The sequence below is a fragment of the Micromonospora sp. NPDC050187 genome, from assembly GCF_044459745.1.
Taxonomy (GTDB): Bacteria; Actinomycetota; Actinomycetes; order Mycobacteriales; family Micromonosporaceae; genus Micromonospora.
Map to the genome: position 1 here is coordinate 419,751 of NZ_JBITJH010000003.1, position 20,734 is coordinate 440,484.

Sequence of the window (20,734 nt, forward strand, 5' to 3'; positions counted from 1 at the left end):
ACGGATCGTAGTCAGCGGGCGTAGATGTCGGCGATCTCGGCCGCGTACGTCTCGTGCACGACGTTCCGTTTCACCTTGAGCGACGGGGTCAATTCGCCGGTGGCCTCGGTGAAGTCGCGCGGCAGGATCCGGAACACCTTGATCGCCTCGGCCTTCGAAACGGTCCGGTTGGCCGCGTCGACCGCACCCTGGATCTCGGCCCGCAGCGCCTCGTGCCCCCGCAGCTCGTCGACGGTGGCGGTGGCCGGCAGGCCGGCCGCGTCCCGCCATTTCGGCAGTGCCTCCTCGTCGACGGTGACCAGCGCGGCGATGAACGGCTGCCGGTCACCGACCACCACGCACTGGCTGACCAGCGGGTGCGCGCGCACCTGGTCCTCCAGCACCGCGGGGGCGACGTTCTTGCCGCCCGCGGTCACGATGATCTCCTTCTTGCGGCCGGTGATGCTGAGGAAGCCGTCGGCGTCGAGCCGGCCCAGGTCGCCGCTGCGGAACCAGCCGTCGGCGAGCACCTCGGCGGTCGCCTCGTCGTTGCGCCAGTACCCCTGGAACACCAGGTCACCGGCGATGAGGATCTCGCCGTCGTCGGCGACGCGGACGGTGACCCCGGGCAAGGGCCGCCCGACCGAGCCGATCCGGGTGGCGTCGGGCAGGTTGGCGGCGGCGGCCGGGGAGGTCTCGGTCAGGCCGTAGCCCTCCAGGATCGTCACCCCGACGCCGCGGAAGAAGTGCCCGAGCCGGGCGCCGAGCGGGGCGCCGCCGGAGATGGCGTCCCGGCAGCGACCGCCGAGCGCGGCGCGCAGCTTCCGGTAGACCAGCCGGTCGAAGAGCGCGTGCTGCGCCCGCAGCCCCAGCCCCGGGCCGCCCGGCCGGTCCTGTGCCTCGCTCCAGGCGATCGCCACCGCCTCGGCCCGGTCGAAGATCCGGCCCTTCCCCTCGGCCTGGGCCTTCTGCCGGGCGCCGTTGTAGACCTTCTCGAAGACCCGGGGCACCGAGAGCACGAAGCTCGGGCGGAACTCCTGCAACTCCGCGACCAGGTCCGTGGTGTCGGCGCAGTGCGCCATGGTGGCCCGGGCGTGCACCACGCCGATCTGGACGAGCCGGGCGAAGGCGTGCGCCAGGGGCAGGAAGAGCAGGGTCGACGCGCCGGCGTTGAACAGGTTCGGCAGCACCGGGACGGCGTTGGCGATGTCGGCGTACATGTTGCGGTGGGTGAGCACGCAGCCCTTGGGACGGCCGGTGGTGCCGCTGGTGTAGATGATGGTGGCGACGTCGTCGGCGCGGACCTCCTTGCGGAGCCGTTCGATCTCCCGGGGGTCGACCGGCGCGCCCAGGGTGACCAGCTCGTCCACCGCCCCGAGGTCGATCTGCCAGACCCGGTCGAGTTCGGGCAGCCGGTCGGAGACCCCGGCGACCAGGGTGGCGTGCGCGGTGGTCTCCACCACGCAGGCGACCGCTCCGGAGTCGGCCAGGATCCAGGCGGCCTGCTCGGCGCTGGAGGTCTCGTAGATCGGCACGGTCACCGCGCCGGCCGCCCAGATCGCGTAGTCGAACAGGGTCCACTCGTAGCGGGTGCGGCTCATCAGCCCGACCCGGGAGCCACGGGTGATCCCGGCCGCGACCAGGCCCCGGGCCACCGCGACCACCTCGTCACGGAACTGCCGGCAGGTCACGTCCGTCCAGGTCCGGCCCGTCCCGTCGGCCGCCGGCACCGGGCGGGCGAACTGCACCGCGTCCGGTGCGGCGTCGGCGTTCGCCCAGACCGGGTCGGTGAGGTTGGCCGCGTCGCCGACGGTGACGATCGGCGGGACGGAGAACTCGCGCACCTGCACTCCTCGTGCTCGCGGACGGTCGGGCCGGGCCGTCGGCGAAGACGGACGGCCTCGTCGAAACCTACCCGCAACCGCCGGTCACCAGGTGGGCCGGGTTCGCGGGGGTGGACCGGGACGGGGTCCGGCCCAGCCGGGTAGCCTCCCCCCATGGCGGACTCCTCCACCCAGTCGATCACTATCGACGCGCCCCCGGACCGGGTGGTCGCGGTCATCTGTGACTTCGCCCGTTACCCCGAGTGGACCGAGGCGGTGCGCCGGGTCGAGGTGGTCGAGGAGTACGAGGACGGCTACGCCAGCCAGGTCCGGTTCACCATCGACGCCCAGGTCATGGCCGACGAGTACGTGCTGGCGTACGAGTACGCCGAGGACCTCTCCCGGATCGAGTGGCACCTGGTGGCCCCGTCCCGGATGCAGCGCGCCCAGCGTGGCTCGTACGACGTCCTCGGCAACCCGGACGGCACCTCCACGGTGACCTACACCCTGGAGGTGGAGCTCTCCGTGGGCATGCTCGGGATGTTCCGCCGCAAGGCCGAAAGAATGATCATGGATACGGCGTTGAAGCAGTTGAAGCACCGGGTAGAAGCATCCGGTGCGACCCGCTGAACCGACCGGCGTGGTGTCGCCGGGGTAGAGGAGCCGAACGTGGGAGGTACCGATCCGGGTTCGGCCCGGGAGGAGGCGGAGCGGTTGGTGGCCACCGTGCTGGCCACCGCGCGACTGGCGGCGGCCGGTACGCCGACCGGGTCGTGGGGTCCGCTCGGTGGGATGCTCGCCGGTGTCCTCGGTCACAGTCAGCGTCCCGGGGCCGGGGGCGTACCGGGCGGGACCACCGGGGCCCGCGCTCCGCACGGCTTCGCCACCGGTGCGGCCGAATGTGACGTCTGTCCGATCTGTCGGGCCATGCGTGCCCTGCGCGACCCCAGCCCCGAGTTCGCCGAACGCCTGGCCACCGGCGCGGGCGACCTGGCGGCCGGCGTCGCCAGCCTGCTCAGGGCGTTCGCCCCCGAGTCCACGGCGACCACGACCCCCGGGCCGACCCCGGCCGATGATGATCAGGTGTGGCGCGAGGCCACCCGTACCGGGCATGATTCTCAGCCGGCGCCCGCGCGGGACGTCTGGTCCGCCGCGACCCGCGCGGAGGACGCGGCGAGCCCGTCCGGCGCCGCCCCGCCCGTCGACGCCGCCGGGCCGGACCCGGCGCGAGCCCCGACCGTGGGTCCCGTGGTGCCCGCAGCGCGGGTGCCCGACGGTGCGGACGGGGAGCCACCAGGCGACGGGGCCTGACCCACGACATCCCGACCCTCGGCCACCGGCCGGCGGCGCCGGGCGGCACAGCAGAGGGGAGTGGCAGCGGTGACGCTGACCATCGGAGTCGACGTCGGTGGCACCAAGGTGGCCGGCGGTGTGGTCGACGACACCGGCCGGGTGCTGGCGCAGGCCCGACGGAACACCCCCGCCGAGGACGTGGGCAAGACCCGGGACGTCATCATCGAGGTGGTCACCGAGCTGGCCGCCGGCCGTCCGATCGGCGCGGTCGGTATCGGCGCGGCCGGCTGGATCGACGCCACCCGCTCCACCGTGCTGTTCGCCCCCAATCTGGCCTGGCGGGACGAGCCGCTGCGGGCGTACGTCAGCGCCGCGGTCGGCCTGCCGGTGATCGTGGAGAACGACGCCAACGTGGCCGCCTGGGCGGAGTTCCGCTACGGCGCCGCCCGGCACGCCGAGGACTCGATGGTCATGTTCACCATCGGCACCGGAGTCGGCGGTGGCATCGTGCTCGGCGGAGAGCTGGTCCGGGGCGCCCACGGCATCGCCGCCGAATTGGGGCACATGCTCACCGTCCCGGACGGCCACCAGTGCGGCTGCGGCCGGCTCGGCTGCATCGAGCAGTACGCCAGCGGCAACGCCCTGGTCCGCTTCGCCCGCGCCGGTGCCCGGCAGGAGCCGCAGCGCGCCGCCGCACTGCTCGGGCTGGCCGGCGGGGACGCCGAGTCGATCACCGGTCCGATGGTCACCGCCGCCGCCCAGGGCGGCGACCCGATCTCCTGCGAGGCGTTCGCCCAGATCGGGCGCTGGCTGGGCACCAGTCTCGCCGACATGGCCCAGATCCTCGATCCGCAGGTGCTGGTCGTCGGCGGCGGCGTGGTCGAGGCCGGTGACCTGCTGCTCGGCCCGACCCGGCGGTCGTTCGCCGACGCGCTGGCCCAGCGGGGCCGTCTCCCGGTGGCCGAGGTGCGTCCCGCCGAGCTGGGCAACACCGCCGGCGTCATCGGCGCCGCCGACCTGGCCCGGCGGTTCTAGGTGAAGCGCGAGGAGTGCAGCGCAGCGGAGCCCCGCAGTCGTGAACGGAAGGTGGTTGGGTGAAGCGCGAGGAGTGCAGCGCAGCGGAGCCCCGCAGTCGCGAACGGAAGGTGGTGTCCTGATGGGGGGCGTGCCGCTGCGGGTGGTGTCGTACAACATCCACACCCAGCGGGACGACACGGCCGCGCTGGCGGAGGTGGTCCGGGCCGCCCGGCCGGACGTGGTGATCGTGCAGGAGGGGCCGCGCCGGTTCCGCTGGCGGAGCAAGTGCGCCGCCCTGGCCGAGTCGTTCGGCCTGGTGGTGGGCGCCGGTGGACTGCCGGCGCTGGGCAACCTGCTGCTGACCAGTCTCCGGGTGCGGGTGCACGCCACCAGTTGCCAGCGGTTCCCGCTCACCCCCGGCCGGCACCTGCGCGGCGCGGCGTTCGCCGAGTGCGCGGTCGGCGGGGCCCGCTTCGTGGTGTCCGGCACCCACCTGTCGACCGACGCGGCGGAACGTCCCGCCCAGGCCGCCCTGTTCCGAGCGGAGATCGAGGCGGCGCGGTGGCCGGTGCTCGTCGGCGCGGACCTCAACGAGGGACCGGGCGGCGCCGCCTGGCGGACGATCGCCGACGGGTTCACCGACGCGGCCGTCGCCGCCGACCGGGCCGACCGGCTCACCTACTCGTGCGCCGAACCGCGCCGCCGGATCGACGCGCTCTTCGTCGACCCCCGGATCACCGTGGTCGACTACGACGTGGTCGACACCCCGCAGACCCGCCGGGCCAGCGACCACTTCCCGGTGCTGGCGGATCTGCTGTTGCCGGTCACCGACTGACCGACTGGCCGGGTCACCGGCCAGGGCTGGACAAACACTCTCCGAAGTGGAGAGGATGCGGCGGCGACCCGGCTCGCGTACGGCGTCCCCAAGGAGAGATACCCGGTGTCCACCCCCACCGACCACGGCGGTCCCGACGACCCGTCAGCCACCATCGCCCTCACCCCCGACGGCCGTCCGGTCTCCGACCGCGGTGACACGGTCTGCGTGATCGGCGCCGGGGCCAGCGGCCTGACCACGGTGAAGAACCTGAAGGAGCACGGCTTCGGCGTCGACTGCTACGAGCGGGAGACCGGCGTCGGCGGCGCGTGGAACTGGCGGCACGACCGCAGTCCGGTCTACGCGAGCACCCACCTGATCTCGTCGCGGCCGTTCACCCAGTTCCCCGACTTCCCGATGCCCGACTCGTGGCCGGACTACCCGCACCACAGTCAGCTGCTGGCGTACTTCGAGCGGTACGCCGACCACTTCGACCTGCGCCAGCACATCTGGTTCGGCACCGAGGTGATCCGGGTCGAGCCGGTCGCCGGGGACCGCTGGGACGTGACCACCCGCAGCACCGGCGGCTACGGCCCGGAGCGCACCTCCCGGTACGCCGCCGTCGTCGTCGCCAACGGCCACAACTGGTCGCCGAAGTTGCCGGAGTACGAGGGGCTGGCCGGGTTCCGGGGCGAGACGATGCACGCCTCGGCGTACAAGGACCCGGCCCAGCTGCGCGGTAAGCGGGTGCTGGTGGTGGGAGCCGGCAACACCGGTTGCGACATCGCGGTGGAGGCCGCCCAGCAGGCCGCCACCTGCTGGCACTCCACCCGGCGCGGCTACTGGTACGCGCCGAAGTACGTCCTCGGCCGCCCCGCCGACCAGGTCAACGATCTGCTGCTCGCGCTCCGGGTGCCCCTGCGCGTGCGGCAGTGGCTCTACCACCGGACGCTGCGGCTGACCGTCGGTGACCTGACCCGCTTCGGGCTGCCCCGGCCCGACCACCGGGTCTACGAGACCCACCCGATCGCCAACAGCCAGCTCGTCTACTACGTCGGGCACGGCCGGATCACCCCCGCGCCGGACGTCCGCCGCTTCCACCCGTACGCCGTCGAGCTGACCGACGGCCGCCAGATCGACCCGGACCTGGTCGTCTTCGCCACCGGTTACCTGCCCCGCTTCGAGTTCCTCGACGCGCGGCTCCTCGGCGACGAGGCCGGGATCGGACGTCCCACGCTCCACCTGAACGCCTTCCCCCGGAACCACCCGACGCTCGCCGTGGTCGGACTGGTCCAGCCGGACTCGGGACTCTTCCCGATCTCGCACTGGCAGGCGGTGCTCGTCGCCCGGCTGCTGCAGCTGCGCCAGTACCGCCCGGAGCGGGCGGAGGCGTTCGCCGCGACGGTCGCCGCCCGGGCCGGGAAACGCTACTCCGGCCGGGTCCAGGACAGCAGCCGGCACTGGTTCGAGGTGGGGCACGTCGACTACCTGCGCGCCGTCCAGCGCGCCCTGAACGAGTTGGAGGCAGTTCGGTGAGCGCGAGGAGTGAGCTTGCGAGCCCGGCAGTCGTGAACGGAAGGCGGGTCAGGTGAGCGCGAGGAGTGAGCTTGCGAGCCCCGCAGTCGTGAACGGAAGGCGGTCCAGTTGAGTGGCGGGCGGGTGCGGGTCATCCGGGGTCGGGAGTGGGCCCGGCCGGTGCGTCCGGTCCGCCGCGAGGTGCTCAGCGCGCTGCCCGAGCTGGAGCAGGGGCGACCGCCGCTGCTCTTCGTCCCGGGCTTCGGTCACGGTGCGTGGGCGTTCGCCGAGCACTGGCTGGAACACGCCGCCTCCCGGGGCTTCCCGGCGTACGCGGTGAGCCTGCGCGGGCACGGCGGCAGCGAACCGGCGCCGGAGGCGTCGTTGCGGGCGTACGCCCACGACGTGGTCCAGGTGGCGGCGGAGCTGCCGCGCCAGGCGGTGCTGGTGGGGCACGGCGCGGGGGCCCTGGTGGTGGCGCACGCGCTGGCCCGCTACCCGGCGCGGGCCGGGGTGCTGGCCGCCCCGGTGTTCGGGGGCTGGGGCACGCTCGGGGCGGCGCTGCGCCGTAACCCGGTCGGTACGCTCCCCGCGCTCTGGGGCGGCCGGCTGCGGCTGAACCGGCGGCAGCTGTTCAGCCCGGAGCTGCCGGAGACCGTCGCCGGCGCTCACCTGGCCCGGCTGGGTCGGGCCGGTCGACGCGCCCAGTGGCGGCTGCTCTTCCCCGGCGCGCTCGAACCGGCGGTGGGCCGCCCGCCGGTGCTGGTGCTCGGCAGCCCGGACGACCGGGTGGTCCCGGCGGCGGCGCTGACCCGCGCCGCCCGGCGGTACGGCTCGGCCCCGCTGCTCTTCCCCGGCATGGGGCACGACCTGATGCTCGACGCGCGGTGGCGGGAGCCGATCGACGCGGTCCTCGACTGGCTGGTCAAGGAGCCGGCACCGGCCGTCGTGCCGGTCTGACGGTCTGCGGGCGGCCCGCTCAGGCGGTGGTCACCTCGTGCGGCGCGGAGCCGGTCTCGTCCAGGGTGCTGAGGTAGGAGCGGACCCAGGAGCGGATGTCGTACCGGTGCAGGTGCTCGCGCATCGCCCGCATCCGGGTCGCCGCGTCCTCCGGGTCGGCCTGAAGGGCCGCGAGCAGCCCCTGCTTGAGCCCCTCCAGGTCGTGCGGGTTGACCTGGTACGCCTCGGGCAGCTCCGCCGCCGCTCCGGCGAACTCGCTGAGCAGCAGCGTGCCGGAGTCGTCGACGCGGGCGGCGACGTACTCCTTGGCGACCAGGTTCATCCCGTCCCGCAGCGGGGTCACCGCCATCACGTCCGCCATCCGGTAGAGGGCGGCCAGCTCGGCCCGGTCGAAGGGCTGGGTGAGGTAGTGGATCGCCGGCTCGCCGACCCGGCCGAACTCGCCGTTGATCCGTCCGACCTCGCGTTCGACCCGGTCCCGGAGGATCTGGTACTGCCCGACCCGCTCCCGGCTGGGCACGGCCACCTGCACCATGACCGTGTCCCGAACCTTGACGTGACCGCTGGCGATCAGCTCGCTGTACGCCTTGAGCCGGTGCTCGATGCCCTTGGTGTAGTCCATCCGGTCGACACTCAGGATCACCTGGTCCGGGCTGCCGAGGTCGTTGCGGAGCCGGTCGGCCCGGGCCACCACGTCCGGCCGCGCGGCCAGCGCGGCCATCTCGGCGGTGTCGATGGAGACCGGGAAGGCGTCCACCCGCACGGTGCGGCCGTCCACCTCGATCTGCCGGTCGGTGGCGGGCACACCGAAGACCTTCGCCACCAGTTGCGCGAAGTTGTGCGCGGCCTGCGCACGCTGGAAACCGACCAGGTCCGCGCCGAGGATGCCGCGCAGCAGCTCGGCCCGGCGGGGGAGCTGCATGAACAGCTCGGGCGGCGGGAACGGCACGTGCAGGAAGAAGCCGATCCGCAGGTCGGGGCGGAGTTCGCGGAGCAGGGCGGGTACCAGTTGCAGGTGGTAGTCCTGTACCCAGACCACGCCGCCCGGCTCGGCCACCGCGGCGGCGGCCTCGGCGAACCGCCGGTTGACCCGCTGGTAGGCCTCCCACCAGCGCCGGTGGTGCTCGGGCTGCTCGACCGCGTCGTGGTACAGCGGCCAGAGGGTCGCGTTCGCGAAACCCTCGTAGTGGTCCCGGAAGTCCTCCGGGGTGAGCGGAACGGTGTGCAGCCGGACGCCGTCCACGTCGGGCAGGGCGGGGGCCGGACCGGTGCCGCCGGCCCAGCCGATCCAGGTGGCGGGGGTGTGCTTCAGCAGGGGGTGCAGGGCGCTCACCAGGCCGCCGGGGCTGCGACGCCACTCGCAGGCGCCGTCGGGCGCCACGCTGTTGTCGACGGGAAGGCGGTTGGCCACCACCACGAGGGAACTCTGTCGCATCTCGGTCGTTCCGATCTGCCGAGGGATGACCGCCCGCGCGGGGAGGAAACGGGCAGCCAGCGAGGGAAGTGACGTTACAGCCGTATTCCTACTGACCGTAAGTTACACCACTGTTACTTCCCAGAGTGGGGTGGTGGCCGTCCCGTCATCCGGACGTCTCGGTGGAACCGTGCAGGGGGCCGGAACCGATCAGACGACCGCGCCGTCGTCCGGGTCGTGGTCCTCCGGGTCGCCGGGGCGCAGCCGCCAGATCAACGTGACGAAACCGGCGAGGATGCCGGTGAAGCCGAGCAGGGTCACCACCGCCCTGTCGGCCGGTAGGACCGACGGGAAGAGGAAGAGCACGAAGCCCACGATGACGGACAGCACGCCGGCCACGGCGTACTTGGAGACCGCGGGCAGCGGTGGGGGCGGCGGCGGGGTGTAGCCGCCCTCGTCGTCCGGGTCGTCGGGCAGGTCCGCGCCGAAGGTGTCCAGGCCGTCCAGCAGGGACGGCTCGTCGTGCCGCCGGCCGACCGAGACGCCGGAGAAGTCGGTGGCGGAGGGGAGCGGACGGACCCCGGTGACGGTCGGGGCGGTCCCCTCCTCGGTGCGGCCGAGCGTGCCGCCCGGCGTCTGCGGGGGCTCGTCCAGTTCCTCGGCGGCCGGCCAGGGCGTGGGACCGGGGGTCGGGTCACGGTGGAAGCCGGCGACGATGCGGGCCCACTCGGCCTCGACGTCGGGCTCGCCGGGGCGGGTCTGCCCGCTGATGCCCTCGTCGCTGAGCTGGGTGAGGTAGTCCCGGGCGGTGGTCAGGTGGGAACGGTCGACGTAGAGCCGGTCGACCGGCCGGGCGGGAACGGTGGTCGTCCGGGTCACCGGGTTCATGTCCGCCGACGGTTGCAGGTAGGCGGCGATGCCGCCGGCGGCGAGCACGTCGAGCAGGTGCTCACCGACACGTGGATCCACGTCGCCCGCCACGGCGTACTCGCTCGCGTCGAGCCCGTTGTCCCGCCGTCCCCGGCGTGCCCCACCCGCTGACACCGGCGTCCTCCTCCTCGCACCTCGCGGCGCAGGTCCTCCGGCGCCCCCGCCCGCACGCCGTGTCCTGAATCGTGACACGTCCGCCCCCGGTTCCGGGAGTGCGTTGTGGCGCGTTGCCGAAAGTCAACGACGCCGCCGCAGGTCGGGGCCATGGATTTTTGTCTGTTTGTGCGGGAAGTGCGAGCACGCGGCGGGAGCGAGACGTCCGGTGTGACCTACCCGTCCCCGTTGGTTCCGGGCGCGCGTTGTGAGGCTTGGCTTCCGGTTCGTAGGCTCAGGGCCGACGGTTCGTGGGCCCTCGGCCGACGCGCGGCGTTCGCCCCGGACGCTCCGGCGGTGCCGTCACGGACCCCTTCGGGAAGGACAGCGGTGCTGTACTGGCTGATGAAGTACGTCATCCTCGGTCCCTGGCTGAGGCTGATCTTCCGACCTCACGTCGAGGGTTTCGCGCACCTGCCCGCCACCGGGCCGGTGATCCTGGCCAGCAACCACCTCTCCTTCTCGGACTCGATCTTCCTGCCGCTGATCGTCCCCCGGAGGGTGACCTTCGTCGCCAAGGCGGAGTACTTCACCGGCAAGGGGATCAAGGGCTGGCTGACCCGGTTGTTCTTCGTCGGCACCGGCACTCTGCCGATCGACCGCTCCGGCGGCCGGGCCGCCCAGGCGGCGCTGGACGCGCAGCTCGCGGTGCTCCGGTCCGGCGGGGTCGCCGGCATCTACCCGGAGGGCACCCGCTCCCCGGACGGCCGGCTCTACCGGGGCAAGACCGGCGTGGCCCGGCTGGCCCTGGAGAGCGGCGCCCCGGTGGTGCCGGTGGTCATGCTCAACCTCGACGAGATCCAGCCCCCGGGCAAGCTCGTCCCCAAGGTCGCCCAGGTGCGGATCCGGTTCGGCGCCCCGCTCGACTTCTCCCGGTACGCCGGCCTGGCCGGTGACCGCTTCGTCGAGCGCGCGGTCACCGACGAGATCATGTACGAGCTGATGGAACTCTCCGGCCGCGAGTACGTCGACATCTACGCCCAGAAGGTCAAGAACCAGCCGGCGACCCCCGTCCCCGCCTGACGCCCCGCCCGCCCCCACCTCGTTCCTCGGGGCGGGGCGAGGTCAGGAGGCGAGGGTGGGGGAGGAGTAGGTGGGCACGTCCGGGTCGCCGAGGCGGAGCAGGCCGGGGGCGCGGTTGCGCAGGGCGAACGTGCGTACCTCGCCCAGCACGGTGGCCGCTCCCGCCGGGTCGCCCGCCCGCTCCAGCTCCTTCGCGGCGAACGCGAGCGCGAGCATCCGGTCGGTCACCGCCGGGATCCGTCCGTACAGCTCGGCCGCGGCACCGTAGAGCTGCCCGGCCCGAGCGTGGTCGCCGTCGGTCGCGGCCAGCGCCGCGGTGACGGTCTGCCGGGCGGCGTCGGTCCACGGGGTCCGGTGCGGTGCCCGCTCCAGCATCCCGCGTACCCGCACCGCCGCGTCCCGTCCGCAGAGCACCGCCGCGTACGCCGCCGCCGCGATCCACTCACCACTGAGTAGCGCCGGCACCGCGGACCACGAGTCGTCCAGCTCCGTCAGCAGTTCCCCGGCCTCACCGGTACGCCCCTGCAGCGCCCGGCAGAGCGCGCTGATGCCCAGCGTCGTCCAGTGCAGCCGCCGGAACCCGCTGCGCCGGGCGGTGTCCAACGCGTCGCTCACGTCGTCGACCGGCCGGGGCGGCCGGGGTCCGACCGCGGTCAGCACCGGCCCCGACCCGCCCGGACGGCCAGTCCGCTCGCCCGGCACCGGCCCGCCCCGTTCGCCCGGCACCGGCTCGTCGCGTAGGATCCGCAGGCCGGCACGGAGCCCGCGTACCTGCATGTCCCACCGGCCGGTCGGGGTGTCCACGAAGGCGTCCGCCGCGGTCAGCAGCGCGGCGAACTCGCCCTCGAAGTACGCCCGCATCGCCTCGCCGGAGTACCCGGTGGTCAGCCCGGGTGAGCCGGACAGCTCCGCCGCCTCGGTGAGCAGCTCGTTGGAGCGGACCCAGTCGCCCTCCTCGCAGACCACGTAGGCGAGGTTCTGCATCGCCCGGGGCAGGGCGAGCAACTGCTGCGTCCGCGCGGTCTCGAACGCCGCGTGCAGCTCGTCCACCCCGGTCCGGTCCCCGGCCTGGTAGCGGGCGGTGGCGGCGGTGATCTGCGCGTCCACCCGGGCCTCCACCAGGCCGAGCCGCTCGGCGATCCCGGCGGCGGTGCTGGCCGCCGCCACCGCCTCGGCGCTCTCGTTGTTGAGCATGTGCAGCCGCCCCAGCTCGGCGTAGGCGTCCGCCTTCTGTTCGCTGTCGGGCAGCCCCTCGAACAGCTGCACCGCCCGGGCCAGCCGGCCCAGCGCGGTGTCCCGGTCGGTGCGGATCCACGCCGATCGGCCGAGCAACGTCCACGCCCGTGCGGCACAGCCGACGTCGCTGTGGGTGAAGAGCCGTTCGGCCAGGTCGGTGAGCGTCTCGGTGCCGCCGGCGTCGAGGAACGCCGCGCCGTCGCGGAAGAACGAGATCTCCGCGCCGAGCAACTCCAACTGGAGCCGGCCCAACGGGTCGGCGTCGTCGGCGAGGCCGAGGGCCCGGGTCGTGTGGTGCGCCGCCGCGTCCAGGGCGTGCAGGGTGTACGCCCGCCGCGCCGCCCGGTGCAGCGCCTCGCGCGCCGACGCGGCGTACCGGCGGGTGTCCAGCCCGAGGGTACGGGCGATCTCGTGCGCCGCCCACCGGTGGTTGGCCAGCACCTCGGCCAGGTCGGTGTCCCGCCCCCGGGCGAGCGCGTCGATCCAGTCGGCGGTCCGCTCGTGCCGGGCGACCCGCTCGGTGCGGGGCAGCCGCTGGTAGCAGACGTCCCGGACCAGCACGTGCCGGAACTGGTACTCGGCCTGACCGGCCATGGTGGACGCCGGCAGCTCGACGACGAAGTCGCGCTGCCCGAGCCGGCGCAGCGCCCGCTCCACCGCCTCGACCGGCTGCCCGAGCGCGGCGGCCACCGCGCCGGGCCAGAACTGGGTGCCGACCACCGAGGCGGCCAGCAGCACCGCCCGGTCGGCCTGGTCGAGCAGGTCGACTCGGTTGGCGATCACCGCGTGCACGTTGTCCGGGATCGGCAGCCCGTCCTGCTTCTTCAGCAGCCAACCCCGCCCCGACTGGCGCAGGAAGCCCTGCTCGATCAGCATCCGTACGTACTCGTGGGCGTAGAGCGGGTTGCCGTCGGCGACCTCGACCAGCGGGTTGATCAGGTCGGGGGAGAAGGCGGACTGGCCGAACAGGTGCGCGTACAGGGAGGTGATCCCGCTCGGACGCAGCGGCGGCAGGGTGATGGTCAGCGACCCGCTGATGGTGCCCGCCCAGGTGGGGTCGCGGTTGATCAGCTCCGGTCGGGCGGTGCAGAGCACCAGCAGCGGCACGTCCCGCGCGGACGCCCCGAGCAGCTCGACCAGGCGCAGCATCTTGTCGTCGGCCCAGTGCAGGTCCTCGAAGACCAGCACGGTGGGGCGGCGAGCGGCCAGCGCCAGCAGGAACCGCCGCCAGGCGGACTGGGTCTCCTCGGCCGGCAGCGTCGGGCCCGGCAGGCCGACCAGCGGGCGCAGCGCGTCGACCAGCCGGTCCGCCTCACCCGGCCCGACCAGGTCGGCCACCGCGGCCCGCAGCCGGGGCGCGGCGGCGGTGGCCGGGTCGGTGTCGAGGATGCCGGCCTCGGACTTGACGATGTCCGCCAGCGCGGCGAACGTGACGTTCTCGCCGAACGGCGGACACCGGCCGGTACGCCAGGTCAGCGACCCGTCCGCGCCGGCGCGGGTGTGCCGGTAGAGCTCCCGGACCAGTCGGCTCTTGCCGATCCCGGCCCGGCCGAACACGGTCACCAGTTGCGGCATCCGCTCCCGGGTCGCCCGGTCCAGCGCGTTGACCAGCAGGCCCAGTTCGTGTTCCCGGTCGATCAGCGGGGTGGCGTCCGGTTCCCGGTCCGGCTGTCGCCGCTGGGCCGCGCCGAGCGCCAGCCACACCTCGGTCGGCGACGAACGTCCCTTGAGGGTGACCGCCGGCTGCTGCTCGTACCGGACCGCACCCCGGGTGAGCCCGTACGTCGTGCCGCAGACCAGCACGCCGCCGGGCGGGGCCACCGACTGCATACGGGAGGCGGTGTTGACCACGTCGCCGGCCACGATGGCCTGACCGCCGTGGTGCGCGGCAGCCACGTCCACCAGTGCCTCGCCGGTGGCCACCCCGACCCGGAAGCGGAGTCCGTCGGCGCCGATCGGGGCGAAGCGGGCCAGCACCCGTTGCAGCTCCAGTCCGGCCCGGACGCAGCGCAGCGCGTCGGTCTCGGTCGCGACGGGCGCGCCGAAGAGCGCCATGACCGCGTCCCCGATGTACTTCTCCACCACTCCGCCGTACTGGCCGATCACCCGGCGGGCGGCGGAGAAGAAGCCGGTCTGCAACCCGCGGACCAGTTCCGGATCGGACTGTTCGACGTACGGGGTGAAGTCGATCAGGTCGACGAAAAGGACGCTGACCCGGCGGCGGTCCTCCTGCGGCGGTGCGGTCGGGGTGGGGCCCCCGCCCCGGACCGCCGGATGCGTGTCGCGGCCCGTGCGGGCCCGGCCGCATCCGGTGCAGAAGGCCGCGTCCGAGGCGAGCGGCCGGTCGCAGTGTTCGCAGGTGAGGGCCAGTTCCGCACCGCAGCCACCGCAGAAGCGGTCGTCGGGCGCGGTGGGTCGGCCGCACTGGGCACAGTGGGCGGCGATGCCAACCTCCCGGGACGATCCGAGCTGAGCGAGCCGGCCGGGCGTGTCGCGTCGGCGCGGCGGTGACCGAAAGTGGCCGTCGACGGCCCACGGGGACCGTCCACCGTCAGTATCCCGGTAACAAGCTGCTGTCGGGTACCCGCCTGTTGGCTTACGGACAGTGTCTTTGTTGCCGGCAACGGCTACATTCAGTCAGCCCAGATTCGATCACACAGGGGGAGAATTCCATGGTGTACGTCCGGCTGGAATCGGAGTGGACCGACGGCGACGGCGTGAACCACGCCGCAGGGGAGACCGTCGACGTGGACGCCGCGACCCTGGCCGAGCTCCAGGCCGCTGGCATCGTCACCGAGGTCCCGAAGTCGGGCGGCGGTGCGACCACCGAGTGGGTCGGGCCGACCAGCACGAAGCCCTGACCGACGCACTCGACACGGTGCCCCGCGTGCCACCCGGCTTGCGGGGCACCGTCGTGTCCGCCTCCGGCGTGCGGGCGGCACCCGTAGCCGCCCGGGTGCGGCGCGGAGCGTGGCTCCGTGTTCCCGGAACACGTACCGGATGACGGGGGCGACGCGTGGCCCCCGACCCGGTCAGCGGTCGGCCATGCCTGCCCGGCGGCGCAGCGCCGCCACGTCGGTCACCACGATCCGGCGTCCCTCGGTCCGCAGCCAACCCCGGCTGGCGAACGAGCCGATCGCCTGGTTGACGCTCTGCCGCGAGCCCCCGGCCATCTCCGCCAGCTGGGACTGGTTCAGCTCGATCGTGATCATCGGAGCCTGGCTCTCCCCGGCCAGGCGGACCAGCGTCTTGGCCACCCGGCCGGGCAGGTCGAGGAAGACGTGGTCGGCGTTCTGCTCGGTCAGCCGGCGGATCAGGCCGCCCAGCGACCGCATCACCGCGTCCAGGATGCGCGGGTTGGAGTGCACCAGCTCCATGAAGGCCGGTCGGGACAGCGCCAGGGCGCTGCAGTCCTCGATCGCCTCGGCGGACGCCGACCGGGTCGAGGCGTCGAGCAGGGACACCTCGCCGAGCACGTCCGGCGGTCGGATCACCGACAGTACGGCCCGCTCCCCGGTCGGGGCGGTGCGGAACACCGCGACCGCGCCCCGGCGGAGCACGATCAGGGACTCACCGGGGTCGTTCTCCACGAAGAGCAGCTGCCCCTTGCGGTAGGTGCGCGGTACCGCCGCCGCGATCACCCGCTGGCGGACCTCCGGCTCCAGGCCGGCGAACATCTCGACTCCCGTGAGCGCGTCACCCGGCTCCGGCAGGCGCATCTCCACGGCCCAACCCCTCCCCGGTCAAGGACCACAACTCGCAGCCGGGTGAACCTGACAGCCCCCGGGTGGAGGTGAACTGACACCGGTTCGGCGTCCGGTAGCGGTACACATCAGATCATGACGTCCCTGTCGCTTGCTGTACACCCCTGAAATCACTTCCGTGACAATCCTGAGCTGCGAAGGATGCCAAGGTGAGAGGAGAGGTCCACCGTCGGGCGGCGACCGCACGGGGGGCGCGGTGGAGCGGATCGCGGACCGCCGCGACCGGCCGGCGCGGGGGGCGGGACCACCCTCGCGCCGACCGTCCGGCCGCGGGGCCGGGTCGCCGGGGTCGCACGGTCGCGACAGGTCGCCGGGTCTGCCCTCCCGGGTTCCCGACGTCGGGTCGTCGGGGTCGTGCCGCCGGCTGGCGGTCCTGCTCCCGCCGCCCCCGCCGGTCGGCCCGCCGGGATGGTGCGCGAGGATGACCGGGATGGTCTACCGCTACTTCTACGACTGCGAGTTCATCGAGGACGGCCGCACCATCGACCTCGTGTCGATCGGCGTCGTCGACGAGTACGGCCGTGAGTTCTACGCGGTCTCCACCGAGTTCGACGACTCCCGCGCGGTGCCCTGGGTGCGTCGCAACGTGCTCGACAAGCTGCCCTCGCCCGCCGACCGGGCCTGGCGGTCCCGGGAGCGCATCCGGGAGGACCTGCTCGACTTCCTGGTCGAACCGGTGCGTGGCCGGTCGGGCGAGCAGATCGAACTCTGGGCGTGGTACGCCGCCTACGACCACGTGGTGCTCGCCCAGCTCTGGGGCTCGATGATCACCCTGCCCCGGGAGATCCCCCGGTTCACCAAGGAGCTCCGTCAGCTCTGGGACGACCGGGGCCGTCCGCCGCTGCCGTCCGCCGACGCGGCCCGGCACGACGCGCTGGTCGACGCCCGGCACAACCTCGCCCGGTGGCGGGCGATGACCGGCGACTGAACCGGACCCCCACCGCTCGTGCCGGCGGGGACCTCCGGTCGTCCCGGCGCCGGTTCCGTCGTACAGGTTTGGGCGGTTCCGTCCCGGGCACCGGTTCTCGAGCCGGTGCCGGGCACCGCACCCCGGCCCGCGTGGAACCGACGCGAGGGAGTGCCACCATGAGTCCTCAGCCGACCACGGACACCGAGGCACGGCACCGGGTCACCGAACTGATCCGCGCCGCGCGCGTCTGCATGCTCACCACGATCGCCGTCGACGGGCGGCAGGTCAGCCGCCCGATGGTGTTGCAGGAGGCGGAGTTCGACGGCGACCTGTGGTTCTTCGCCCGGACGGACTCGGCCAAGGTCCGGCAGATCCGGGTCAACCCGGAGGTCAACGCGGCCTTCGGCGACCAGCGGCGACACACCTGGATCTCCGTCTCCGGCACCGCGCGGGAGGAGAACGGCCGGGCCGACGTCGAGCGGCTCTGGCAACCCGCGCTGCGGGTGTGGTTCCCGGACGGGCCGGACACGCCCGGACTGACTCTGATCAGGGTGCACGCCAGCTCGGCCGAGTACTGGGACTCGCCGGGCAGCACGGTGGTCAATCTGCTCGGCGCCGCCCGGGCGGCGGTGACCGGCCGGCCGCCCCGACCCGGCGACAACCGCGCGGTCGGTTACTGACCCGTGAACGGCACGGGGCGGTGGGTGGACACCTTCCGGGGCGCGCTGTCGGGGCACAGGCGTGCCGACTACAGTGCGCTCTGACGGCCCGCCCCGGGCCGGCAACGGCGCCGATGGTCGGATCTGACCCATATCCTGGGGCTTTGTTGGGCTTACCGAGGCTCCAGGAGGATGAGCAGATCATGCGTATCGGCGTGCTCACCGGCGGTGGCGACTGCCCCGGTCTCAATGCGGTTATCCGGGCGGTGGTCCGCAAGGGCGTCGCCAGCTACGGCCACGAATTCGTGGGCTTCCGGGACGGCTGGAAGGGCCCGCTGGAGGGGTTGTCCCGTCCGCTGGGCATCGCGGAGGTCCGCGGCATCCTGCCCCGGGGCGGCACCATCCTCGGCTCGTCCCGCACCAACCCGTTCAAGATCGAGAACGGTGTCGAGCGGATCAAGGAGAACCTCGCCGCGCAGGGCGTCGACGCCCTGATCGCGATCGGCGGTGAGGACACCCTCGGTGTCGCCACCAAGCTGCACGAGCTGGACGTCAACGTCATCGGCGTGCCGAAGACCATCGACAACGACCTCGGCGCCACCGACTACACCTTCGGCTTCGACACCGCCGTCAACATCGCCATGGAGGCGATCGACCGGCTGCACACCACGGCCGAGAGCCACCACCGGACGCTGGTCGTCGAGGTGATGGGGCGGCACGCCGGCTGGATCGCACTGCACGCCGGCCTCGCCGGTGGCGCCAACGTGATCCTGCTGCCGGAGCGGCAGTTCGACGTCGAGCAGGTCGCCGGCTACGTCGAGAAGCGTTTCCAGCACCAGTACGCCCCGATCGTCGTGGTCGCCGAGGGCGCGCAGCCGCTCGACGGCCAGATGGTCCTGCACAACCAGGAGCTGGACGCCTTCGGGCACGTCCGGCTCGGCGGTATCGGCCAGTGGCTGGCCGAGCAGCTCGAGGCCAAGACCGGCAAGGAGGCCCGCACCGTCGTGCTCGGCCACATCCAGCGCGGCGGCACCCCGACCGCCTTCGACCGCGTGCTCGCCACCCGGCTCGGCCTCCACGCGATCGACGCCGCGCACGAGGGCGACTGGGGCAAGATGGTCGCCATGCAGAGCACGGACATCGTCCGGGTCCCGCTCGCCGACGCCACCCGCGAGCTGAAGACCGTGCCGCTGGAGCGGTACGCCGAGGCCGAGGTCTTCTTCGGCAGCTGACCGGGTGGGGCGGCGGACGTCCCGACGTCCGCCGCCCCGCGCACCGGGTCGTCGCGACCCGACGGCGTCGCCGTCGGCGCGGGCGGGACAGGAGAGGGGTACGGCGGGATGTCGACTGGGGTGCACACGGTCGCGGTGATCGGCGCGGGCAAGATCGGCGAGCTGATGCTCTCCGGGCTGCTGCGCTCGGGCTGGCCGGCCGACCGGCTGCTGGCCACCGCGCGGCGCCGGGAACGCGCCGAGGAGATCGCCACCCGCTACGGCGTTCGGGTGGTCGACAACCTGACCGCGGTGCGGGACGCGGAGGTGCTCGCGATCTCGGTCAAGCCGCAGGACGCGGGGGTGCTGCTCGACGAGATCGGCCCCAGGGTCCCCGACGGGAAGCTGGTCATTTCGCTCTGCGCCGGCCTGCCCACCGGCTTCTTCAGTCGGCGGCTGCCCGCCGGCACCCCGGTCGTCCGGGTCATGACGAACACCCCGGCCCTGGTCGACCAGGCGATGACCGCGATCTCGGCCGGCGCGCACGCCACCGGGGAACACCTCGCCCTGGCCGAGGAGATGTTCAAGCCGCTGGGCGCGACGATCCGGGTGCCCGAGTCGCAGCAGGACGCGGTGACCGCCCTCTCCGGCTCCGGTCCGGCCTACTTCTACCTGCTGGTCGAGGCGATGGTCGACGCCGGGATCCTGCTCGGCCTGCCCCGCCAGGTGGCCCACGAGCTGATCGTGCAGACCGCCATCGGGTCGGCGGTGATGCTGCGCGACTCCGGCGAACACCCGGTGAAGCTCCGCGAAGCGGTCACCTCGCCGGCCGGTACCACCATCTCCGCCGTACGCGAGCTGGAGAAGCACGGCGTACGGGCGGCGCTGCTCGCCGCCCTCGAAGCGGCCCGCGACCGGGCCCGGGAGCTGGCCGCGCAGGCCACCTGACCCTGCCCTCGGCTCCGGCGCACGTGCCGCCTGCCTCGTCTGGCGTGGTCGTGCCGGGATCGGGGCCGCACCACCCTCGTCGGACCGGTCCGGCCACGGGCGGTATGCGCGCCGCTGTCGGGGTTACCGCCTGAGTCGGGGTGATTGACCCCTCTCGCCCGTGCCCGCTCGTGGGGTGACAACGAGCGAATCCGGCATGTCGGTAGGACCCAGTTCCCGGACGGGCTGGCATCGGATGCCCGGTGACCGCCCCGGAACTTGCCGACGGTCGGCCGGCGACGGCGTCCGCTGAGGTCGCGGTCCTGAACGTTGAACCGTTCCGTCCACTCCGTTCGTACGTGTCACCGGGAGCTGTTCCGACCCGTCGTGGTCGCTCGTCCTGCCCCCGGGGGCGGGCTTCGCAACCCTCCGTATGACATCTATTGACTTAGCGCCATCAATAGAGCATAAAGGGTTTAGCGGACTTCTTGCTCAGTCAAAAGTCGACTCCTTCCGTAGTGCCGGGCCGCAGCCGGGTGCCACCCGTGGCGTGGGGGAGTGGGCGGGAGATCCGTTGGTGCCACCGGAGCCGGCACCGGTCCGTGCAACGCCCGTAGGTACCTGTCGACGGAGAGGGACGATCGTGACTGTCAACCGCCTTGCCCACCCGGTGATCAGCCTGTTCCGCATGGTTGTCGGACTGCTGTTCCTGACACGCGGTATGTCCTCGATATTCGGCGTCTTCGGCGGCAGCCAGGGCGGCGGCGAAGCCCTCGAGGTCGGCCTCTGGCCGAACTGGTGGGCCGCACTGATCCAGCTCGTCGGGGGTCTGCTCGTCCTGGTCGGTCTCTGGGCCCGGCCCGCCGCCGTGATCTGTTCCGGATCGATGGCCTACGCCTACTTCGTGGTGCACCAGCCGGTCGCGCTGCTGCCGATGAACAACCGGGGGGAACTCGCCGCGCTGTTCTGCTGGTCGTTCCTGCTCATCGCGGTCGTGGGCGCGGGCCGCTGGTCGCTGGACGCCCTGCTGACCCGGCGCCGGGAGGGCGCGCGGAGGAGGGAACTGGCCGCCGCGTGACCGCCACGCCGACCGGGGCGACCACGTG

The 20,734-nt window shown here is 73.1% G+C and carries 18 protein-coding genes; 13 read left to right on the forward strand and 5 right to left on the reverse strand.

Going from position 1 to position 20,734, the window contains the following annotated elements; all coding sequences use genetic code 11:
* Positions 1-11: 11 nt before the first annotated feature.
* Positions 12-1,823, reverse strand: coding sequence for an AMP-dependent synthetase/ligase (locus tag ACIBJE_RS07695; protein WP_396744452.1), 1,812 nt, complete (start codon positions 1,821-1,823; stop codon positions 12-14).
* Between the two features lie 153 nt (positions 1,824-1,976).
* On the opposite strand from ACIBJE_RS07695, the gene ACIBJE_RS07700 reads away from it, so the two are divergent.
* From ACIBJE_RS07700 to ACIBJE_RS07725, 6 genes are all read left to right on the forward strand, one after another.
* Positions 1,977-2,432 carry an SRPBCC family protein gene (locus ACIBJE_RS07700; RefSeq protein ID WP_396744455.1) on the forward strand — a complete coding sequence of 152 codons (456 nt, stop codon included), beginning with the start codon at positions 1,977-1,979 and terminating at the stop codon, positions 2,430-2,432.
* A 39-nt stretch (positions 2,433-2,471) separates the two neighbouring features.
* Positions 2,472-3,113: a hypothetical protein gene (locus ACIBJE_RS07705; protein ID WP_396744458.1), complete on the forward strand. Its 642-nt coding sequence runs from the start codon at positions 2,472-2,474 to the stop codon at positions 3,111-3,113.
* Positions 3,114-3,182: 69 nt separating this feature from the next.
* Positions 3,183-4,130, forward strand: a complete 948-nt coding sequence (locus ACIBJE_RS07710) for an ROK family glucokinase (RefSeq protein ID WP_396744460.1) — start codon at positions 3,183-3,185, stop codon at positions 4,128-4,130.
* Positions 4,131-4,251: 121 nt separating this feature from the next.
* Positions 4,252-4,947: an endonuclease/exonuclease/phosphatase family protein gene (locus ACIBJE_RS07715; protein ID WP_396744463.1), complete on the forward strand. Its 696-nt coding sequence runs from the start codon at positions 4,252-4,254 to the stop codon at positions 4,945-4,947.
* 105 nt (positions 4,948-5,052) lie between these two features.
* Positions 5,053-6,462, forward strand: coding sequence for a flavin-containing monooxygenase (locus tag ACIBJE_RS07720; protein WP_396744466.1), 1,410 nt, complete (start codon positions 5,053-5,055; stop codon positions 6,460-6,462).
* 108 nt (positions 6,463-6,570) lie between these two features.
* The gene (locus ACIBJE_RS07725; RefSeq protein ID WP_396744469.1) at positions 6,571-7,401 is read left to right on the forward strand and encodes an alpha/beta hydrolase; all 831 of its coding nucleotides are present in this window, start codon (positions 6,571-6,573) and stop codon (positions 7,399-7,401) included.
* A gap of 19 nt (positions 7,402-7,420) precedes the next feature.
* Here the strand turns inward: ACIBJE_RS07725 and ACIBJE_RS07730 are convergent, their stop codons facing one another.
* Both ACIBJE_RS07730 and ACIBJE_RS07735 read right to left on the reverse strand, forming a co-directional pair.
* Complete coding sequence (locus ACIBJE_RS07730) at positions 7,421-8,836, reverse strand: trehalose-6-phosphate synthase (protein ID WP_396744472.1); 1,416 nt, start codon at positions 8,834-8,836, stop codon at positions 7,421-7,423.
* A gap of 189 nt (positions 8,837-9,025) precedes the next feature.
* Complete coding sequence (locus ACIBJE_RS07735) at positions 9,026-9,859, reverse strand: DUF308 domain-containing protein (RefSeq protein WP_396744475.1); 834 nt, start codon at positions 9,857-9,859, stop codon at positions 9,026-9,028.
* Positions 9,860-10,228: 369 nt separating this feature from the next.
* Here ACIBJE_RS07735 and ACIBJE_RS07740 point away from each other — a divergent pair, with 369 nt between their 5' ends.
* Positions 10,229-10,921 (forward strand): lysophospholipid acyltransferase family protein, encoded by a 693-nt coding sequence (locus ACIBJE_RS07740; RefSeq protein ID WP_396744478.1) that lies wholly within the window; start codon positions 10,229-10,231, stop codon positions 10,919-10,921.
* A 42-nt stretch (positions 10,922-10,963) separates the two neighbouring features.
* Here ACIBJE_RS07740 and ACIBJE_RS07745 read toward each other — a convergent pair whose 3' ends face one another.
* Positions 10,964-14,602: an AAA family ATPase gene (locus ACIBJE_RS07745; protein WP_396744602.1), complete on the reverse strand. Its 3,639-nt coding sequence runs from the start codon at positions 14,600-14,602 to the stop codon at positions 10,964-10,966.
* Positions 14,603-14,829: 227 nt separating this feature from the next.
* On the opposite strand from ACIBJE_RS07745, the gene ACIBJE_RS07750 reads away from it, so the two are divergent.
* Positions 14,830-15,018, forward strand: a complete 189-nt coding sequence (locus ACIBJE_RS07750; protein ID WP_396744481.1) for a hypothetical protein — start codon at positions 14,830-14,832, stop codon at positions 15,016-15,018.
* Positions 15,019-15,189: 171 nt separating this feature from the next.
* Here the strand turns inward: ACIBJE_RS07750 and ACIBJE_RS07755 are convergent, their stop codons facing one another.
* Positions 15,190-15,882 (reverse strand): Crp/Fnr family transcriptional regulator, encoded by a 693-nt coding sequence (locus ACIBJE_RS07755; RefSeq protein WP_145836300.1) that lies wholly within the window; start codon positions 15,880-15,882, stop codon positions 15,190-15,192.
* 469 nt (positions 15,883-16,351) lie between these two features.
* Here ACIBJE_RS07755 and ACIBJE_RS07760 point away from each other — a divergent pair, with 469 nt between their 5' ends.
* From ACIBJE_RS07760 to ACIBJE_RS07780, 5 genes are all read left to right on the forward strand, one after another.
* Positions 16,352-16,849, forward strand: a complete 498-nt coding sequence (locus ACIBJE_RS07760; RefSeq protein WP_396744605.1) for a polyadenylate-specific 3'-exoribonuclease AS — start codon at positions 16,352-16,354, stop codon at positions 16,847-16,849.
* A gap of 158 nt (positions 16,850-17,007) precedes the next feature.
* The gene (locus tag ACIBJE_RS07765; protein WP_396744485.1) at positions 17,008-17,511 is read left to right on the forward strand and encodes a pyridoxamine 5'-phosphate oxidase family protein; all 504 of its coding nucleotides are present in this window, start codon (positions 17,008-17,010) and stop codon (positions 17,509-17,511) included.
* 182 nt (positions 17,512-17,693) lie between these two features.
* A complete protein-coding gene (locus ACIBJE_RS07770; protein ID WP_396744488.1) occupies positions 17,694-18,722 on the forward strand; it encodes a 6-phosphofructokinase in 1,029 nt (342 codons plus the stop codon).
* Positions 18,723-18,830: 108 nt separating this feature from the next.
* A complete protein-coding gene (gene proC / locus ACIBJE_RS07775; RefSeq protein ID WP_396744491.1) occupies positions 18,831-19,649 on the forward strand; it encodes a pyrroline-5-carboxylate reductase in 819 nt (272 codons plus the stop codon).
* 667 nt (positions 19,650-20,316) lie between these two features.
* Positions 20,317-20,706: a DoxX family protein gene (locus ACIBJE_RS07780; protein ID WP_396744608.1), complete on the forward strand. Its 390-nt coding sequence runs from the start codon at positions 20,317-20,319 to the stop codon at positions 20,704-20,706.
* The last annotated feature ends 28 nt before the right edge of the window (positions 20,707-20,734 follow it).